This is a genomic window from Roseicyclus mahoneyensis (genome assembly GCF_003148775.1).
In the GTDB taxonomy this organism is placed as follows: Bacteria; Pseudomonadota; Alphaproteobacteria; order Rhodobacterales; family Rhodobacteraceae; genus Roseicyclus; species Roseicyclus mahoneyensis.
In genome coordinates, this window is the sequence record NZ_QGGW01000001.1 from 879,719 (window position 1) to 893,829 (window position 14,111).

17 protein-coding genes and 1 tRNA gene are annotated in these 14,111 nt (G+C 66.5%); 14 read left to right on the forward strand and 4 right to left on the reverse strand.

The genetic code is table 11. From position 1 onward, the window contains the following. Nucleotides 1-32: 32 nt before the first annotated feature. From C7455_RS04285 to rarD, 5 genes are all read left to right on the forward strand, one after another. Nucleotides 33-908: a DMT family transporter gene (locus C7455_RS04285; protein ID WP_109666175.1), complete on the forward strand. Its 876-nt coding sequence runs from the start codon at nt 33-35 to the stop codon at nt 906-908. A 61-nt stretch (nt 909-969) separates the two neighbouring features. Next, on the forward strand, nt 970-2,247 hold the full coding sequence (gene eno / locus C7455_RS04290; RefSeq protein WP_109665802.1) for a phosphopyruvate hydratase: 1,278 nt from the start codon (nt 970-972) through the stop codon (nt 2,245-2,247). Then, nucleotides 2,244-2,921: a haloacid dehalogenase type II gene (locus C7455_RS04295; RefSeq protein ID WP_109665805.1), complete on the forward strand. Its 678-nt coding sequence runs from the start codon at nt 2,244-2,246 to the stop codon at nt 2,919-2,921. Before eno ends, C7455_RS04295 begins: the two co-directional genes overlap by 4 nt. Beyond that, nucleotides 2,918-3,337, forward strand: a complete 420-nt coding sequence (locus tag C7455_RS04300) for a cupin domain-containing protein (protein ID WP_109665807.1) — start codon at nt 2,918-2,920, stop codon at nt 3,335-3,337. The genes C7455_RS04295 and C7455_RS04300 overlap by 4 nt, the downstream gene beginning before the upstream one ends. 75 nt (nt 3,338-3,412) lie before the next feature. Beyond that, complete coding sequence (gene rarD, locus C7455_RS04305) at nt 3,413-4,312, forward strand: EamA family transporter RarD (protein WP_109665810.1); 900 nt, start codon at nt 3,413-3,415, stop codon at nt 4,310-4,312. Between the two features lie 61 nt (nt 4,313-4,373). Here the strand turns inward: rarD and C7455_RS04310 are convergent, their stop codons facing one another. Further along, a complete protein-coding gene (locus tag C7455_RS04310) occupies nt 4,374-5,432 on the reverse strand; it encodes an anhydro-N-acetylmuramic acid kinase (RefSeq protein WP_109665813.1) in 1,059 nt (352 codons plus the stop codon). A gap of 113 nt (nt 5,433-5,545) precedes the next feature. Between C7455_RS04310 and tyrS the strand changes: the two genes are divergently transcribed. Then, nucleotides 5,546-6,835: a tyrosine--tRNA ligase gene (tyrS, locus tag C7455_RS04315; RefSeq protein WP_109666177.1), complete on the forward strand. Its 1,290-nt coding sequence runs from the start codon at nt 5,546-5,548 to the stop codon at nt 6,833-6,835. A 36-nt stretch (nt 6,836-6,871) separates the two neighbouring features. Beyond that, entirely contained in the window at nt 6,872-7,732 is an 861-nt protein-coding gene (locus C7455_RS04320; protein ID WP_109665814.1) for a GNAT family N-acetyltransferase, read from the forward strand. Nucleotide 7,733: 1 nt separating this feature from the next. On the opposite strand, the gene C7455_RS04325 is transcribed toward C7455_RS04320, so the two are convergent. From C7455_RS04325 to C7455_RS04335, 3 genes are all read right to left on the reverse strand, one after another. Continuing rightward, nucleotides 7,734-8,117 carry a hypothetical protein gene (locus C7455_RS04325; protein ID WP_146199919.1) on the reverse strand — a complete coding sequence of 128 codons (384 nt, stop codon included), beginning with the start codon at nt 8,115-8,117 and terminating at the stop codon, nt 7,734-7,736. A gap of 85 nt (nt 8,118-8,202) precedes the next feature. After that, complete coding sequence (locus tag C7455_RS04330; protein ID WP_109665817.1) at nt 8,203-8,940, reverse strand: GNAT family N-acetyltransferase; 738 nt, start codon at nt 8,938-8,940, stop codon at nt 8,203-8,205. A gap of 88 nt (nt 8,941-9,028) precedes the next feature. After that, on the reverse strand, nt 9,029-9,454 hold the full coding sequence (locus C7455_RS04335; RefSeq protein WP_245904208.1) for an outer membrane protein assembly factor BamE: 426 nt from the start codon (nt 9,452-9,454) through the stop codon (nt 9,029-9,031). 182 nt (nt 9,455-9,636) lie between these two features. Between C7455_RS04335 and C7455_RS04340 the strand changes: the two genes are divergently transcribed. The 7 genes from C7455_RS04340 to C7455_RS04370 all read left to right on the forward strand — a co-directional run bounded on the left by C7455_RS04340 (nt 9,637) and on the right by C7455_RS04370 (nt 14,088). Continuing rightward, nucleotides 9,637-10,194 carry a YceD family protein gene (locus C7455_RS04340; RefSeq protein ID WP_109665820.1) on the forward strand — a complete coding sequence of 186 codons (558 nt, stop codon included), beginning with the start codon at nt 9,637-9,639 and terminating at the stop codon, nt 10,192-10,194. Between the two features lie 233 nt (nt 10,195-10,427). Further along, the gene (gene rpmF / locus C7455_RS04345; RefSeq protein WP_109665822.1) at nt 10,428-10,634 is read left to right on the forward strand and encodes a 50S ribosomal protein L32; all 207 of its coding nucleotides are present in this window, start codon (nt 10,428-10,430) and stop codon (nt 10,632-10,634) included. Nucleotides 10,635-10,671: 37 nt separating this feature from the next. Further along, nucleotides 10,672-11,769: a phosphate acyltransferase PlsX gene (plsX, locus tag C7455_RS04350; RefSeq protein ID WP_109665823.1), complete on the forward strand. Its 1,098-nt coding sequence runs from the start codon at nt 10,672-10,674 to the stop codon at nt 11,767-11,769. Next, entirely contained in the window at nt 11,766-12,743 is a 978-nt protein-coding gene (locus C7455_RS04355; RefSeq protein WP_109665825.1) for a beta-ketoacyl-ACP synthase III, read from the forward strand. The genes plsX and C7455_RS04355 overlap by 4 nt, the downstream gene beginning before the upstream one ends. Before the next feature lie 96 nt (nt 12,744-12,839). Then, nucleotides 12,840-13,142 (forward strand): integration host factor subunit alpha, encoded by a 303-nt coding sequence (gene ihfA / locus C7455_RS04360; RefSeq protein ID WP_109665826.1) that lies wholly within the window; start codon nt 12,840-12,842, stop codon nt 13,140-13,142. Nucleotides 13,143-13,216: 74 nt separating this feature from the next. Next, nucleotides 13,217-13,957 carry a MerR family transcriptional regulator gene (locus C7455_RS04365; protein ID WP_109665828.1) on the forward strand — a complete coding sequence of 247 codons (741 nt, stop codon included), beginning with the start codon at nt 13,217-13,219 and terminating at the stop codon, nt 13,955-13,957. 54 nt (nt 13,958-14,011) lie between these two features. After that, a tRNA-Pro gene (locus C7455_RS04370) sits at nt 14,012-14,088 on the forward strand. Nucleotides 14,089-14,111 lie beyond the last annotated feature (23 nt).

The window sequence follows — 14,111 nt, forward strand, 5'->3', positions numbered from 1 at the left end:
CCTTGGCAAGGGTCGGGTCGGGGCACGAGCGCATGGACAACCTCAAGGGCATGGCGTGGATGGTTCTGGCCATGCTGTCCTTTGCGCTGACCGACATGGTGCTGGTCTTTGCCACCCGCGCCCTTCCGGTGGCGCAGGTGCTCGTGCTGTTCGGGATCGGCGGCGCGGTGCTGTTCGGGATCTGGGCCCGGGTGCAGGGCCACCACTGGGTGAGCCCGGTCTTGCTGATGCGCCCGGTGATGCTGCGCAACGTGGCCGAGGTGCTGGCGACCGTCAGCTTCGTCTTCGCGCTGTCGTTGATCCCGCTCTCGACATTGTCGGCCGTGATCCAGGCCAATCCGCTGCTGGTCACACTGGGCGCGGCGCTGTTTCTGGGCGAAAAGGTCGGCTGGCGGCGCTGGCTGGCCATCGGGGTGGGGCTGTTCGGCGTCTTGCTGATCGTGCAGCCCGGTGCTGAGGGGTTCGACCCCAACATCTGGATCGCGGTCGCCGCGGCCATCGGGCTGTCGTTGCGCGATCTGGCGACAAGGCCGGTGCCACGCAGCGTGCCCACAACCCTTCTGGCCAGCTACAGTTTCGGCGCCGTCGCAATTGCGGGGCTTGCCATGCTGCCCTTTGGCGCTGGCTGGATCACCCCCACGCCCGGTATGGCGTTTTTGGTCCTTGCGGGCGTTCTTATGGGCATGGTCGCCTATTTCTCGATCACTGCGGCGATGCGGGTGGGCGAGATATCGGTGGTCACGCCGATGCGCTACACGCGGCTGGTCTTCGCCTTTGCCATCGCGCTGGTGGTCTTCGACGAAAGGCTCGATCCGCTGACACTGGTTGGAGTGGCCATCGTGGTGGCGACCGGGCTCTACAGCCTGTGGCGCGAGCGGCAGGCGCGGCGCATCCTCACCGCGCCTTGACCCTTCGCTTGGGCGTGCGCCCTTGCTATAGAGCGCCCAACGCATACCAAGGGGGACCCCCATGAGCACCATCATCGACATTCACGCGCGCGAGATCCTCGACAGTCGCGGCAACCCCACCGTCGAGGTCGACGTGACGCTGGAGGATGGCACCACGGGCCGCGCAGCCGTGCCGTCGGGCGCCTCGACCGGGGCCTTTGAGGCCGTGGAGATGCGCGACGGCGACAAGGGCCGCTACATGGGCAAGGGCGTTCTCAAGGCCGTGGCGGGCGTCAACGGCGAGATCGCCGAGGCGCTGGTGGGCTTTGACGCCACCGAGCAAGAAGCCATCGACGCCGCCATGTGCGAGATCGACGGCACCGACAACAAGTCGCGGCTGGGGGCGAATGCGATCCTTGGCGTCTCGCTGGCAGTGGCCAAGGCCGCGGCGGATTTCAGCGCGCAGCCGCTCTACCGCTATGTCGGCGGCACCTCGGCCCGGGTCTTGCCGGTGCCGATGATGAACATCATCAACGGCGGCGAACATGCCGACAACCCGATCGACATTCAGGAATTCATGATCATGCCGGTCGCAGCCGAAAGCATCGCGGATGCGGTGCGGATGGGCGCGGAGGTGTTCCATACCCTGAAGAAAGAGCTTTCGGCCGCGGGTCTGTCGACCGGCATCGGCGACGAGGGCGGATTTGCCCCCAACCTCAGCTCCACCCGAGACGCGCTTGATTTCATTCTTAAATCCATTGAAAAGGCAGGCTATAGGCCTGGCGACGACATCATGCTGGCGCTCGATTGCGCAGCCACGGAATACTTCAAAGATGGGCGCTATGTCCTTGCCGGTGAAGGAAAATCGCTCACCCCGGACGAGAATGTCGCCTATCTGGCTGCGCTCGTCGACGATTACCCGATCCTGTCGATCGAGGATGGCTGTTCCGAGGATGACTGGGACGGCTGGCGCGCCCTGACCGAGGCGTTGGGGCACCGGGTACAACTGGTGGGCGACGATCTGTTCGTAACCAACCCCGAGCGTCTGGCCGAGGGCATCGCCAAGGGCTGCGCCAATTCGCTGCTGGTCAAGGTGAACCAGATCGGCACCCTGTCCGAAACACTGGCGGCCGTCTCGCTCGCTCACCGCAACCGCATGACCTGCGTGATGAGCCACCGCTCGGGCGAGACCGAGGATGCGACCATCGCCGATCTGGCGGTCGCCACCAACTGCGGCCAGATCAAGACCGGCAGCCTTGCGCGGTCGGACAGGCTGGCGAAGTACAACCAGTTGATCCGGATCGAGGAAGGCTTGGGCGAAACGGCGGTTTACGCCGGGCGGAGCGTTCTGCGGGCATGAGGGTTCAAGCCCTCATCTTCGACGTCTTCGGCACCTGCGTCGACTGGCGCAGGTCCGTCGCACGAGAGGTCGCCAAGGTGCTGCCGCAGGTCGACGCCTTGGCCTTCGCGACCGCATGGCGGGCTGAATACGACCCCGCCATGGCCCGCATCCGCGGGGGTGAACGGGGATATGTGGCGCTTGACGATCTGCACCGGGAGAACCTGCAAAGGGTGGCGGCCGAATTCTCTGTCAGCGCCCCTGAACGTCTCGCCCATGCCTGGGAGCGGCTCGACCCCTGGCCCGATGTGGTCGCGGGGCTGACCGCGTTGAAGGCCCGCCACGTGATCGCGCCTTGTTCCAATGGCTCCATCGCGCTGATGACGCGGCTGGCCAAGCATGCCGCCCTGCCCTGGGATTGCATCCTCGGCGCCGAGATCGCGCAAGATTACAAGCCCAAGCCGCAGGTCTATCTCGCATCCTGCGCGGCCCTGCGCCTCGCCACCGATCAGGTGATGATGGTCGCGGCCCATAACGACGACCTTTTCGCCGCCCGCTACGCGGGGCTGAAGACCGCCTTCGTCGCGCGCCCGACCGAGCACGGGCCGCACCAGACCACCGACCTCGGCCCCGAATCGGACTGGGACGTCATCGCCAGCGATTTCCACGACCTGGCGACGCAGTTGACCCCATGACAGCCGATCAGATCATCGCCCACCTCGGCCTCGAACCCCATCCCGAGGGCGGCCACTACCGCCAGACCTGGATGGCCACCAACGCAGGCCGACCCACAGGCACCTGCATCTATTTCCTGCTCAAGGCGGGCGAGGCGAGCCACTGGCACAAGGTCGACGCGACCGAGATCTGGCTGTGGCACGCCGGCGCGCCGCTGATCTTGTCGCTGTCGGACACCGACGAGGGCCCCGCCACCGATCACCTGCTGACGCCGGACCTGAGCCATGGTGCGCCTCAGATCATCGTGCCCGAGAACCACTGGCAGGCGGCGCGCACGACGGGCACTTACACGCTGGTCTCCTGCACCGTCTCGCCCGGCTTCCGGTTCGAGGGCTTCACACTGGCACCAACAGGTTTCGACATCCCGCGCGGCTGATCCATCACCATCCGTGATGCCGCGGATCGCGATTTCGCGCTCGCCCCCCTTTACAGCTTGCGTTAGGCCAGCGCCATGAGCAGCCCCACCCCACAGACCGGCGACAGCCCCGCGGGCTTTGCCTATGCTACCACGGCCTACCTGCTCTGGGGTTTCTTGCCGCTCTACATGAAGGCCATCGACCACATCCCCCCGGCAGAGATCATCGCCCACCGCATCTTGTGGTCCGTGCCCGTCGCGGGTCTGGTCCTGATCGTGCTCGGGCGCACCGGCGATCTGGTGCGCGCGCTCAAGACCCCGCGCATGGTCGGCATGGCGGCGGTCACCGCCACGCTCATATCGGTCAACTGGGGCGTCTATGTCTGGGCCATTGCCAATGATCGCGCGCTCGACGCGGCGCTGGGCTATTATATCAATCCGCTCTTCTCGGTGGCCCTTGGCGCCATCGTATTGCGCGAACGCCTTGCCGCCGCGCAATGGGTGGCAGTGGGGCTTGCCGCCGTCGCCGTCACCATCCTGACAGTTTCGGCAGGCGTCCTGCCTTGGGTGGCGTTGGTGCTGATGACAACCTTCGGCCTCTATGGCTTCTTGCGCAAAACCCTGCCGATCGGGCCCAACCAGGGCTTCTTGCTCGAGGTGTTGCTGCTGTGCCCACCCGCGCTGGCCTATCTGCTGTGGCTCGGCCCCTCGGGCCATTTCACCGGCACCACTTGGGCCGACACGGCGTTCTTGCTCGGCACGGGCGCGGTCACGGCCATCCCGCTCATGCTTTACGCCAACGGGGCCAAGGGGCTGCGCCTCTCGACCATCGGCGTCTTGCAATACATCGCCCCGACGATGATCTTCCTGATCGCAGTCTTCGTCTTCGCCGAACCCTTCGGCCCGGCCCGCGCGATAGCCTTCCCGCTGATCTGGGCGGCGCTGATCCTCTACACCGGCTCGATGATCCGCACCGCCCGCGCCACGCGCGCCTGATCCCTTCATCTTTCCAAAAATATGCCGGGGGCATGGGGGCAGAGCCCCCAATCGTGCAGCCTCACACCCGGCTCACCCGACCGCCGCCCACTGCGGCCGCCACCCCGGTGGTCCCCGGCGCCGAGGTCGGCAGACCGAGAAGCACCCGCATCGCCAGATAGGCAAAGGCCTGCGCCTCGAGGAAATCGCCGTCGAGCCCCACCGCCTCGACGGGATCGACCGGGCGACCCAAGGCCACCGCCAGCATCTCCATCAGGCCGGGATTGCGCCGACCGCCGCCCGTCACCAGCACCCGCTCGGGCCGGACCGGCAGATGTTCCATCGCCTGCGCCACGGCGCCCGCTGCGCAGGCCGCCAACGTCGCCACGGCGTCGGCGTCCGACATGCCCGCGACCCAACCGGCCAGCGCAGGAAAGGCATCCCGATCGAGCGACTTGGGCGGTATCTTGCGGAAATAGATGTCATCGAGAAAGACCGCGACGGTTTCCGCATCGACCCTGCCGGCGCGGGTCAGCGCCCCGTCCCGGTCGAAATCCATCCCCCGCCTTGCGCGCATCAGATCATCGATCGGCGCATTGGCAGGCCCGGTGTCGAAAGCAAGACAGGCGCCCGGCAATTCTGGCCGCTCGACGCGCGGATCGACCAGCGTGATGTTGCCCACGCCGCCGAGGTTCAGGAATGCCAAGGGTCGCGCAGCCCCGATGTGGCGCGCCAGCGCCCAGTGATAGAAGGGGGCCAGCGGCGCGCCCTGCCCGCCCAGCTGCATGTCGTTCGAGCGGAAATCCCAGACCGTCGTCAGGCCGCAGGCGGCGGCTAGGCGCGCGCCATCCCCCGCCTGATGGGTGCGCCCACCCTCGGGGTCATGGGCCAGCGTCTGGCCGTGAAACCCGAAAGCACGCGCGCCCTCAAGACCCGCCAGAACCTCCAGATGCGCATCTTCCACCATTCGGGCGGCCTCGGCCACGCCGGGATCGCCAGGCCAACGGCCAAGCGCTGCGCGGATCGTGTCACGCTCGCTATCGGAATAGGACCGGTAGCGGGTTTCCCCAAAGGCCGTGACGCTGACGCCATCGGTCTCGATCAAGCCCAGATCGACACCATCCATCGACGTGCCCGACATCGCGCCCGCGACCCAGACGGGTCCCGCCCGGAACGCTTCCCTGTCGCTCTTTCCCTTCACGCGCCCGCCCGCTATAGCCCTTGCCACATCCCTCGAACATGGACCGGACCCCCATGACCTACCAGCCCAAATCGGAGTTCTTGCGCACCATCATGGCGCGCGGGTTCCTGGCCGACTGCACCGACCTGCAGGGCCTTGACGAGACGCTGCTGAAGGGGCCCGTGACCTGCTATATCGGCTATGACGCGACGGCGAAATCGCTGCATGTGGGCCATCTGCTCAACATCATGCTGCTGCGCTGGTGGCAAAAGATCGGGAACCGACCCATCACCCTGATGGGCGGCGGCACAACCAAGGTGGGCGATCCGAGTTTCCGCGCCGATGAGCGCCCCCTGCTGACGCCCGATCAAATCGACGCCAATATAGCGGGCATGCAGCGGGTATTCGACCGCTACCTTGGCTATGGCGCGGGTTCGACCCTGCCCTCAAGCAGCGAAGCGATAGGGCAAGATACGCGCGCGCTTATGCTCAACAATGCCGAATGGCTCGATGGCCTCAACTACCTCGACTTCCTGCGAGATATCGGGCGGCATTTCTCGGTCAACCGGATGCTGTCGTTCGAATCCGTCAAGTCCCGGCTCGACCGCGAACAATCGCTCAGCTTCCTCGAATTCAACTACATGATCTTGCAAGCCTATGATTTTCTGGAGCTGTACCGCCGCGAGGCCTGCGTGTTGCAGATGGGCGGTTCGGATCAATGGGGCAACATCATCAACGGAATCGACCTGACGCGGCGGGTGCTGGATGCGGAGATCTATGGCCTGACCACGCCGCTTCTGACCACGTCCGACGGGCGCAAGATGGGCAAATCGCAGGGCGGGGCAATCTGGCTCGATGGGGACATGCTGTCGCCATACGAATTCTGGCAGTTCTGGCGCAACACGACCGACGCCGACGTGGGCCGCTTCCTGAAGCTCTACACCGAACTGCCGGTGGAGGAGTGCGACCGCCTGGGGGCGCTGCAAGGCGCCGAGATCAACGAGGGCAAGATCATCCTCGCCAATGCGGTCACTGCGCTTTTGCACGGGGCCGAGGCGGCGCAGGCGGCCGAGGCGACGGCGCGCGACGTGTTCGAAAAGGGCGGCATGGGCGAGGACCTGCCCACCCTGACGCTGACGACCGCCGAACTCGCCGAAGGCATCTCGGTCGCGCAGCTTATCACCCGTTCGGGGCTGGCGGCCTCGGGCAAGGAGGCCAAGCGCCTCATCGCCGAAGGCGGCGCGCGGATGAACGATGCGGCGCTGACGGATGCCGGCCTGATGGTGACGGCGGGCGATCTGGCTCAGCCGATCAAGCTTTCGGCGGGCAAGAAACGCCACGCGCTGGTGGTCTTGCAGGGTTAACCAAGCCTTAGGCATGGGCGGGGCATTGTCCCGGCCATGCCTGAAACCGCGCCCTGCCCGCTCCAGCAATCCCCGCTTTTCGCGGCTGCCCTCGCGCGGATGGCGGCAAGCCCCCTTTGGTACGCCCTGCCCGGCGGTCCGGTGCTGGCGGTGACGCGCACGGTGCCGGTGCTTGGCCGCATCGCGCTGATCTCCCGGCCCGGGCCTGCACTGCCGCAGACCCTGCGGCGCGCGCTCGGGGTGGGGGCGCTGATCGTGAACGCCGAAACGCAGGCGCAGGGCGCGGCGCTGGCGCGAGCGGGGTTCGTGCGGCTCGCAACCGGGCGAGAGGTGGCGGAGCTGTCGCTGGCTGGCACGCCCGAGAATTGGCTGGCGCGGATGGACGGCAAATGGCGCAACCGCCTGCGCCACGCCCAGCGGCAGGGGCTGGAGCTACGCGCTGCCCCACTCCCACCCGACCGCAACCACTGGCTGTTTCACCGCGAGGCGGCGCAGCAGGCGGCGCGCGGCTACCGCAACCTGCCGCCAGCCCTCATCGCAGCCATGGCGGCGGCTGAGCCTGGCGCGCTGACGCTGTTCACCGCCCGAGCCGAGGGTCGGAGCATCGCCGCGATGCTCTTTGCGCGGCATGGGTCCTCGGCGAGCTATCTGATCGGCTGGTCCGACGCAGCAGGGCGCGCGACCTCGGCCCACAACCTGCTTTTTTGGACCGCCATGGACCAGCTGCGCGCAATCGGGGTGCAGGTGATCGACCTCGGGTCCTGCGATGCACAAAGCGCCCCCGGCCTTGCGCGCTTCAAACTGGGCAGCGGGTCGCGGGCCCGCAGGCTTGGCGGCACATGGGTGGAGGTGGGCGCGCTGACACCGCTTCATGTCGGGCTCCGCACGGTGCGGTGACTCAGCGACGCTGCCCGACGCACAGGCCGGACCAGTCCCGCTGCACCCCCGTGCAGACATCGCGGGGAATGCAGCCGATGCTGGTGATCAGATCGCCCTGCCGGTTCGCGCGAATGATATCAGGTGTTTCAATCGCGAGCGCGGCGGTCGATCCATCAGGCGTGACGATGGGGATATCAAACAACACGCCTGCCGCCGCTGCGGCCTCGATATAGGGCCGTGCCTCCGCTGTCGGGCGGCCGACCAGCGTTGCGGCCAGCGGGCTGACGCCTTCGGGTGTGCAAAAGAGGAAACCGGGCACGTCGCGGCGCACCTCGGGCGGCAAGTCGGAACCGACGCAGGCGGCAAGGACGAGGCACGACAGGAAATTTAAAGAGCGTGTCATGGAAACGGGCCTCCGGCACAAGATCATGGGCGATCGTGGGCGCCAGATTGCGGCCCGTTCCAAGGCCGCTCAAGGCGCGGTTTCCTTACCCCGCAACGGCCCGCAACAGCCGCGCGCGGGCGGGCGGCACGGCGCGGATTTCCAACCCGGTGAACACGTGCAGCGTGCCCAGATCGCGGTCGATCACCGCATGGTCGCTGACCCAGCCGCCCATCAGCAGATAGGTGCGCAACAAGGGCGGCATCTTGGCCTGCGCGCGCTTGAGGTCGGGCTTGCGCCGCAGACGGCTGGCAAAGCGGAAGACGGCGGGTGCCTTGACGCGCGGCAGCCAACGCTTGGGCGCGATGTGGCGATCACGCAAGAGCGCGAAAGCATCGGCGTAATCGCGCGCCTCGGTGCCGTGAAAGGAGGAACAGCCAAACAGCATCTCGACCCCTTCGCGGTCCACATAGGCGGTCATCGCGCCCCAGGCGACGCGCAGGATGTCGGGGTCGCGCCGGTCGGGGTGGATGCAGAACCGCCCCATCTCGACCATGGGGCCGTCGAAATCGGCCAGAGCCGACAATTCGTAGAATTGTGCCGAATAGCTGCGGCCGATCTCGGCCCCCGATCCCAGATGCATCAGGCGGAAACAGCAGACCAGATCGCCGTCGCGCGTATCCTCGACCATCACATGCGTGCAGGCGACATCGAAATCGTCACGGTCCAGATCGGTGGCAGCGGGCCCCCTAAAGGCCAGTGTCCTCAGCCGTCGTGCCGCCTCCAGATCCGCCTCTGTCGCGGCTATGCGCGCGCGATACCGTCCCTTGGACAGATTCAACATGGGGGTCCGCTCCTGCCTTGCCGCCCCTGCTGCGGCGACACAAGGTATAGGATGCGCCCCTCACAGTCTTGCGACAAGAGCGCGCCGATCAGTTGCCGCCGAGCGCATCGCCTACGTTGATGCGGCCGAAATTGCTCAGGATCTGCTGCAGGAAGGAAATCTCGCGCACCGAACTGGTGGTGACACGGCGCGACAATTGCACGATTTGCCCATCCTCAAGGCCGAACTCTTCGATGTTGGTGACGCGGCCACCGCCGTCGAAGGACACCGCGAGGATCTGACGCTCGATCACCTCGGGGGCACGGTAGGCAAAGTTGCGCACCCGGTAGGCGGCGTAGAACCACGCCTCGTCGCGCATCACGCCCGCGGCACCAGGGGTGCCGATGGCCGCTGCCACCGTCTCACGGCTGTCGCCGATGCTGACCGCGGCCAGATCCTCGGGCGGAGGGACAAAACCGTGGTTGATGAAGGTCTCGGAACAGGCGGCAAGCCCGAGCACCAGAAAAAGGCCCATGAGACCCGTCCGGAAGCCGCGTTTGGACTTGTGCATGTTCGCCCTCTTGCCCCGTTCTGTTGCCGGATGCCCCGCCATTGGCTTGCGCAGCTGTCCGAAGCTTTCTATCCGCTTAACTCACCCCGGCCCACAGGGCAAGTTTGCGACGCAAGCCGGCCGCATCCCCGAGGAGGAAACCGAACATGACCGATGACGCCCCCCGCCTGCCCCTCGCTCGCCTGCCGCGCGCCAGCACGCGCAGTTTCGAGATCGTGCCCGATGCATCGGCGCGGGCGGCCTTGTCTGGCGAGATGGGACTGCTCGCGCTGCGGAAACTGCGGTTTTCCGGGGAATTGCTGCCCGATGGCGCGCGCGACTGGCGGCTGGAGGCAAAGCTGGGCGCGACCGTGGTGCAGCCCTGCGTCGTCACGGCCGAGCCCGTGACCACCCGCATCGACGAGCCTGTGACACGCCGCTACCTCGCTCAGATGCCCGAATCCGAGGGCGACGAGGTCGAAATGCCCGAGGATGACAGCGCAGAACCCCTGCCCGATGTCCTCGACCTGTCCGAAGTGATGGCCGAGGCGCTGGCGCTGGCGCTGCCACTTTACCCGCGCGCAGCAGATGCGGCGCTGGCCCAGACCGTGTTCACCGCGCCGGGCGTGGCGCCGCTGACCGATGAGGACGCCCGTCCGCTGGCCGGTCTGGCGGCGCTCCGCGACCGCCTTTCACAAGGTGAAAACGACAGCGAAGAGGGTTGAAAACCGGCGCCTGTTCCGGGGCGGTTTAGGGGTTGCATGGGCAGGGAATCAGAGTATGTTCCCGGCCTCATTCGCGCCCGCCCCGCTGGGCGGTCCGACTGCCCGCCGTAGCATTTCCGCGCTGGTCAGACAGGCCGCTTCGCGCTATGCGGTCGGCGACGTACGAGACGAGACGTTTTTGACTGGATCGGGCGGCCACACCGGGATCGCCCCCGAAATACCGAGGTTGTGACATGGCTGTCCCCCAGAACCGAGTGACGCGCTCGCGGCGCGGCATGCGCCGTTCCCATGATTTTCTCGAGGGCGGCAATCCGAACGAATGCCCCTCCTGCGGCGAACTCAAGCGCCCGCACCATGTTTGCCCGTCTTGCGGCAACTACAATGACCGCGAAGTGATCGCGAAGGCCGACGAGATCGACCTCGACGAAGACGCGGCCTGATACGACATCAGCCCGAGGCGGCGAGGCGACCCGGGGAATGACGCAAGGCACGGCGCTCACGGCCCGCACGATCCCCGGCACCGTCCTGTCCATAGATGCGATGGGCAGTGATCTGGGGCCCGCCGCAATCGTGGCGGGCATTGCCGGGTCCGCGGCAAAGAACCCGAACCTGCGCTTTATCGTGCACGGTGACCGTCCCGAGATCGAGCGCCTGATAGACCGTCGGCGCGACCTCTCTGATCGCTGCGAAATCCGCCACGCGGATGGCGTGGTGACGATGGGTGACAAACCCTCGCATGTGCTGCGCCATGGCAAGAACACGTCAATGTGGTCTTGCATCGAGGCGGTGCGCAACGGCGAGGCCGGGGCGGCGGTCAGCTGCGGCAACACCGGCGCGCTGATGGCGCTGAGCATGATCCGTCTGCGCAAGATCGAAGGCGTGAACCGCCCCGCCATCGCTTGCCTCTGGCCTTCGCGCAATCCAAGCGGGTTCAACGTGATGCTCGACGTCGGCGCCGATATCCGCGCTGATGCCGAGGATCTTTTGCAATACGCGCTGATGGGGGCGAGCTACGCCCGCAACGGTCTGGAGTTGCAGCGCCCGCGCGTCGGCCTGCTCAATGTCGGGACCGAGGACCACAAGGGGCGCGCCGAGCTGAAACTCGCCTCCGACCTGATCGAGCGCGTCAGCCATGCGGCCGATTTCGATTTCGTCGGCTTCGTCGAAGGGGGTGACCTGCCTTCGGACAAGGTGGATGTGATCGTAACCGACGGCTTCACCGGCAATGTCGCGCTGAAGACCGGCGAGGGCACGGCGCGGCTGATCCGCGAACTGATGGGGGAGGCGTTCCGTTATTCCCCCCTGTCACGCATCGCGGCGATGCTGGCCTACACCTCTTTGCGTCGATTGTCGAAACGGATCGACCCCCGCCGGGTGAACGGCGGCGTGTTTCTGGGCCTGAACGGCACGGTGGTGAAATCGCACGGCTCCGCGGATGCAACCGGCGTTTCCGCTGCAATCAAGCTGGCCGCGCGGCTGGCAGCGTCGGGGTTCAACGAACGGCTCGCGGCGCGGCTTGCTGCGGCCGAACAGGCTGCCGCCGCGGCCATTCAATCGGAGGCCGGACAGGCATGACGAAACTGCGCGCCGTTTCGGTGGGGATCGGCCATTACCTTCCCGCCCGTATTGTCGAGAACGCGGAATTCGAGGCGACGCTGGACACCAGCGACGACTGGATCCGGTCGCGCTCGGGAATCGAGCGGCGCCATTTTGCGGCCGACGGCGAGACCACCAGCCAGATGGCCGTGGCCGCGGCGCGCAAGGCGCTCGACATGGCGGGACTTGCGCCCGATGACATCGATGCGGTGATCGTGGCAACCTCGACGCCCGACCTGACCTTTCCGTCCTGCGCCACGATGGTGCAGGCAGGCTTGGGCATGACCAGGGGATTCGCCTTCGATGTGCAGGCCGTCTGCGCGGGATTCGTCTTTGCGTTGGCCAATGCCGATGCGCTGATCGCTTCGGGTCAGGCCAAGCGCGCGCTGGTGATCGGGGCCGAGACCTTCAGCCGGATCATGGACTGGACCGACCGCGGCACCTGTGTGCTCTTCGGCGATGGGGCGGGCGCGCTGATCCTCGAGGCGCAGACGGGCGCCGGGACGGCCGCCGATCGCGGGGTGCTGGCGACTGACCTCAATTCCGACGGGCGCTACCGCGACCTACTCTACGTTGACGGCGGTGTGTCGTCGTCGCAGACCACCGGCGTCTTGCGCATGGAAGGCCGCGAGGTGTTCCGCCATGCCGTTGAAAAACTTGCACAAACCGCAGAGGCGGCACTGGCCAAGGCCGGTGTTCAACCCGAACAGATCGACTGGATCGTGCCCCATCAGGCCAATTTGCGCATCATCACCCGCACCGCCCAGAAGATGGGCGTTGGCATGGACCGCGTCGTGGTGACGGTGCAAGACCATGGCAATACCTCGGCCGCCTCGATCCCGCTGGCGCTGTCGGTAGGGGTGGCGCGGGGCCAGATCAAGCGCGGCGATCTGCTGGTCTGCGAGGCGATCGGGGGCGGCCTTGCCTGGGGCGCGGTGGTGATCCGGTGGTAGGGGGCGGGCGGCAGATAAACGCCGGCTCCCAAGTCTCTCGATTGACTTGAGAAATCGCTTCACGCATCTTGGCGCAACATTTGGGGGACAGAACAGATGGCTGGCAAGACGCTGACACGGATGGACCTATCCGAAGCGGTGTTTCGCGAAGTAGGCCTGTCGCGCAACGAAAGCGCGCAGCTCGTGGAACGGGTGCTTGAATTGATGTCCGATGCGCTAGTCGCAGGCGAACAGGTCAAGATTTCGTCCTTCGGGACCTTTTCGGTGCGGTCCAAGACCGCCCGGGTGGGGCGCAACCCGAAGACCGGGGAAGAGGTGCCGATCAGCCCGCGCCGCGTGCTGACATTCCGGCCCTCGCACCTGATGAAAGACAGGGTCGCGGCGGGCAACCGCGACTGACGGGCCGTGCGGCTGACAGACACGGGCGCGGCACCATACGACAGCAGGCTAGAGCAGAGGCGGGCAAACCGGCCATGTCGAAATCGTCGCAAGCCTTTCGCACCATCCGCGAAGTCGCGGATTGGCTCGACGTTGCCGCCCATGTCTTGCGCTTTTGGGAATCGAAATTTCCACAGATCAAACCGGTCAAGCGGGCGGGCGGTCGACGCTATTACCGCCCCGCCGATATGGAACTTGTCGGCGGCATTAAGGTCTTGCTGCATGACCGGGGGCTGACCATCCGGGGCGTCCAGAAAATGATCCGCGAAGAGGGTGTGGCCGCGGTCGCCGCCCTGTCGCCCCCTGTCGACCTGCCCGAAGAGCCGGTGATCGACGCTTATGTCGGAGAGGACGTCGAGGCCTGGGCCGAGGATGCGTTGGCCGATCAGGCCGAGGCAGGCACTGCGCCCGAGCCTTCGAGCTACGGCGCGCTGCAAGCAAGCCTCGACTTCGACGATCCCGAGCCGCGGCCCGACCCGCCGGACGCAGAGACGGAGACGGAGACGGTAGACCTACCTGAAGCCGAGCCAGCGTTGGCGCCTGAGGTTAAGGCACCGCTCGAGGCCGCAGCGCCCGAACCGGACCTCGCACCCGCCGCTGCGTCGGACATCGTCAGAGAGACTGAAGCCCGCGATCCGATCAGCCCGATCGACCGTCTTGCAGGACTCGTGGCAGCCGCTGCCACCCTGCGCGATGGCCGCATCGGCGCTCTGCGCCCCGCGCTTGTGGCCCTGCGCGACCGGATGCGCCGCGACCCGCCGGGCCCGACCGCCTGAGCGTGCACCCTGCCCCTTGCGCCCCCCGGCAAAATGGGTAGAAGGGCGACACGTCGGGCTATAGCGCAGCTTGGTAGCGCGTCCGTCTGGGGGACGGAAGGTCGCAGGTTCAAGTCCTGCTAGCCCGACCAAATCTTTCCGCAGTGCGCGGAAC

Coding starts and splice junctions, on each gene's coding strand:
- C7455_RS04355 (WP_109665825.1), top strand. CDS start 11,766: ATGACGAAACTGCGCGCCGTTTCGGTGGGGATCGGCCATTACCTTCCC.
- C7455_RS04310 (WP_109665813.1), bottom strand. CDS start 5,432: ATGTCGGGCACGTCGATGGATGGTGTCGATCTGGGCTTGATCGAGACC.
- C7455_RS04365 (WP_109665828.1), top strand. CDS start 13,217: ATGTCGAAATCGTCGCAAGCCTTTCGCACCATCCGCGAAGTCGCGGAT.
- tyrS (WP_109666177.1), top strand. CDS start 5,546: ATGACCTACCAGCCCAAATCGGAGTTCTTGCGCACCATCATGGCGCGC.
- ihfA (WP_109665826.1), top strand. CDS start 12,840: ATGGCTGGCAAGACGCTGACACGGATGGACCTATCCGAAGCGGTGTTT.
- C7455_RS04325 (WP_146199919.1), bottom strand. CDS start 8,117: ATGACACGCTCTTTAAATTTCCTGTCGTGCCTCGTCCTTGCCGCCTGC.
- C7455_RS04285 (WP_109666175.1), top strand. CDS start 33: ATGGACAACCTCAAGGGCATGGCGTGGATGGTTCTGGCCATGCTGTCC.
- C7455_RS04320 (WP_109665814.1), top strand. CDS start 6,872: ATGCCTGAAACCGCGCCCTGCCCGCTCCAGCAATCCCCGCTTTTCGCG.
- rpmF (WP_109665822.1), top strand. CDS start 10,428: ATGGCTGTCCCCCAGAACCGAGTGACGCGCTCGCGGCGCGGCATGCGC.
- rarD (WP_109665810.1), top strand. CDS start 3,413: ATGAGCAGCCCCACCCCACAGACCGGCGACAGCCCCGCGGGCTTTGCC.
- plsX (WP_109665823.1), top strand. CDS start 10,672: ATGACGCAAGGCACGGCGCTCACGGCCCGCACGATCCCCGGCACCGTC.
- C7455_RS04330 (WP_109665817.1), bottom strand. CDS start 8,940: ATGTTGAATCTGTCCAAGGGACGGTATCGCGCGCGCATAGCCGCGACA.
- C7455_RS04295 (WP_109665805.1), top strand. CDS start 2,244: ATGAGGGTTCAAGCCCTCATCTTCGACGTCTTCGGCACCTGCGTCGAC.
- eno (WP_109665802.1), top strand. CDS start 970: ATGAGCACCATCATCGACATTCACGCGCGCGAGATCCTCGACAGTCGC.
- C7455_RS04340 (WP_109665820.1), top strand. CDS start 9,637: ATGACCGATGACGCCCCCCGCCTGCCCCTCGCTCGCCTGCCGCGCGCC.
- C7455_RS04300 (WP_109665807.1), top strand. CDS start 2,918: ATGACAGCCGATCAGATCATCGCCCACCTCGGCCTCGAACCCCATCCC.
- C7455_RS04335 (WP_245904208.1), bottom strand. CDS start 9,454: ATGGGCCTTTTTCTGGTGCTCGGGCTTGCCGCCTGTTCCGAGACCTTC.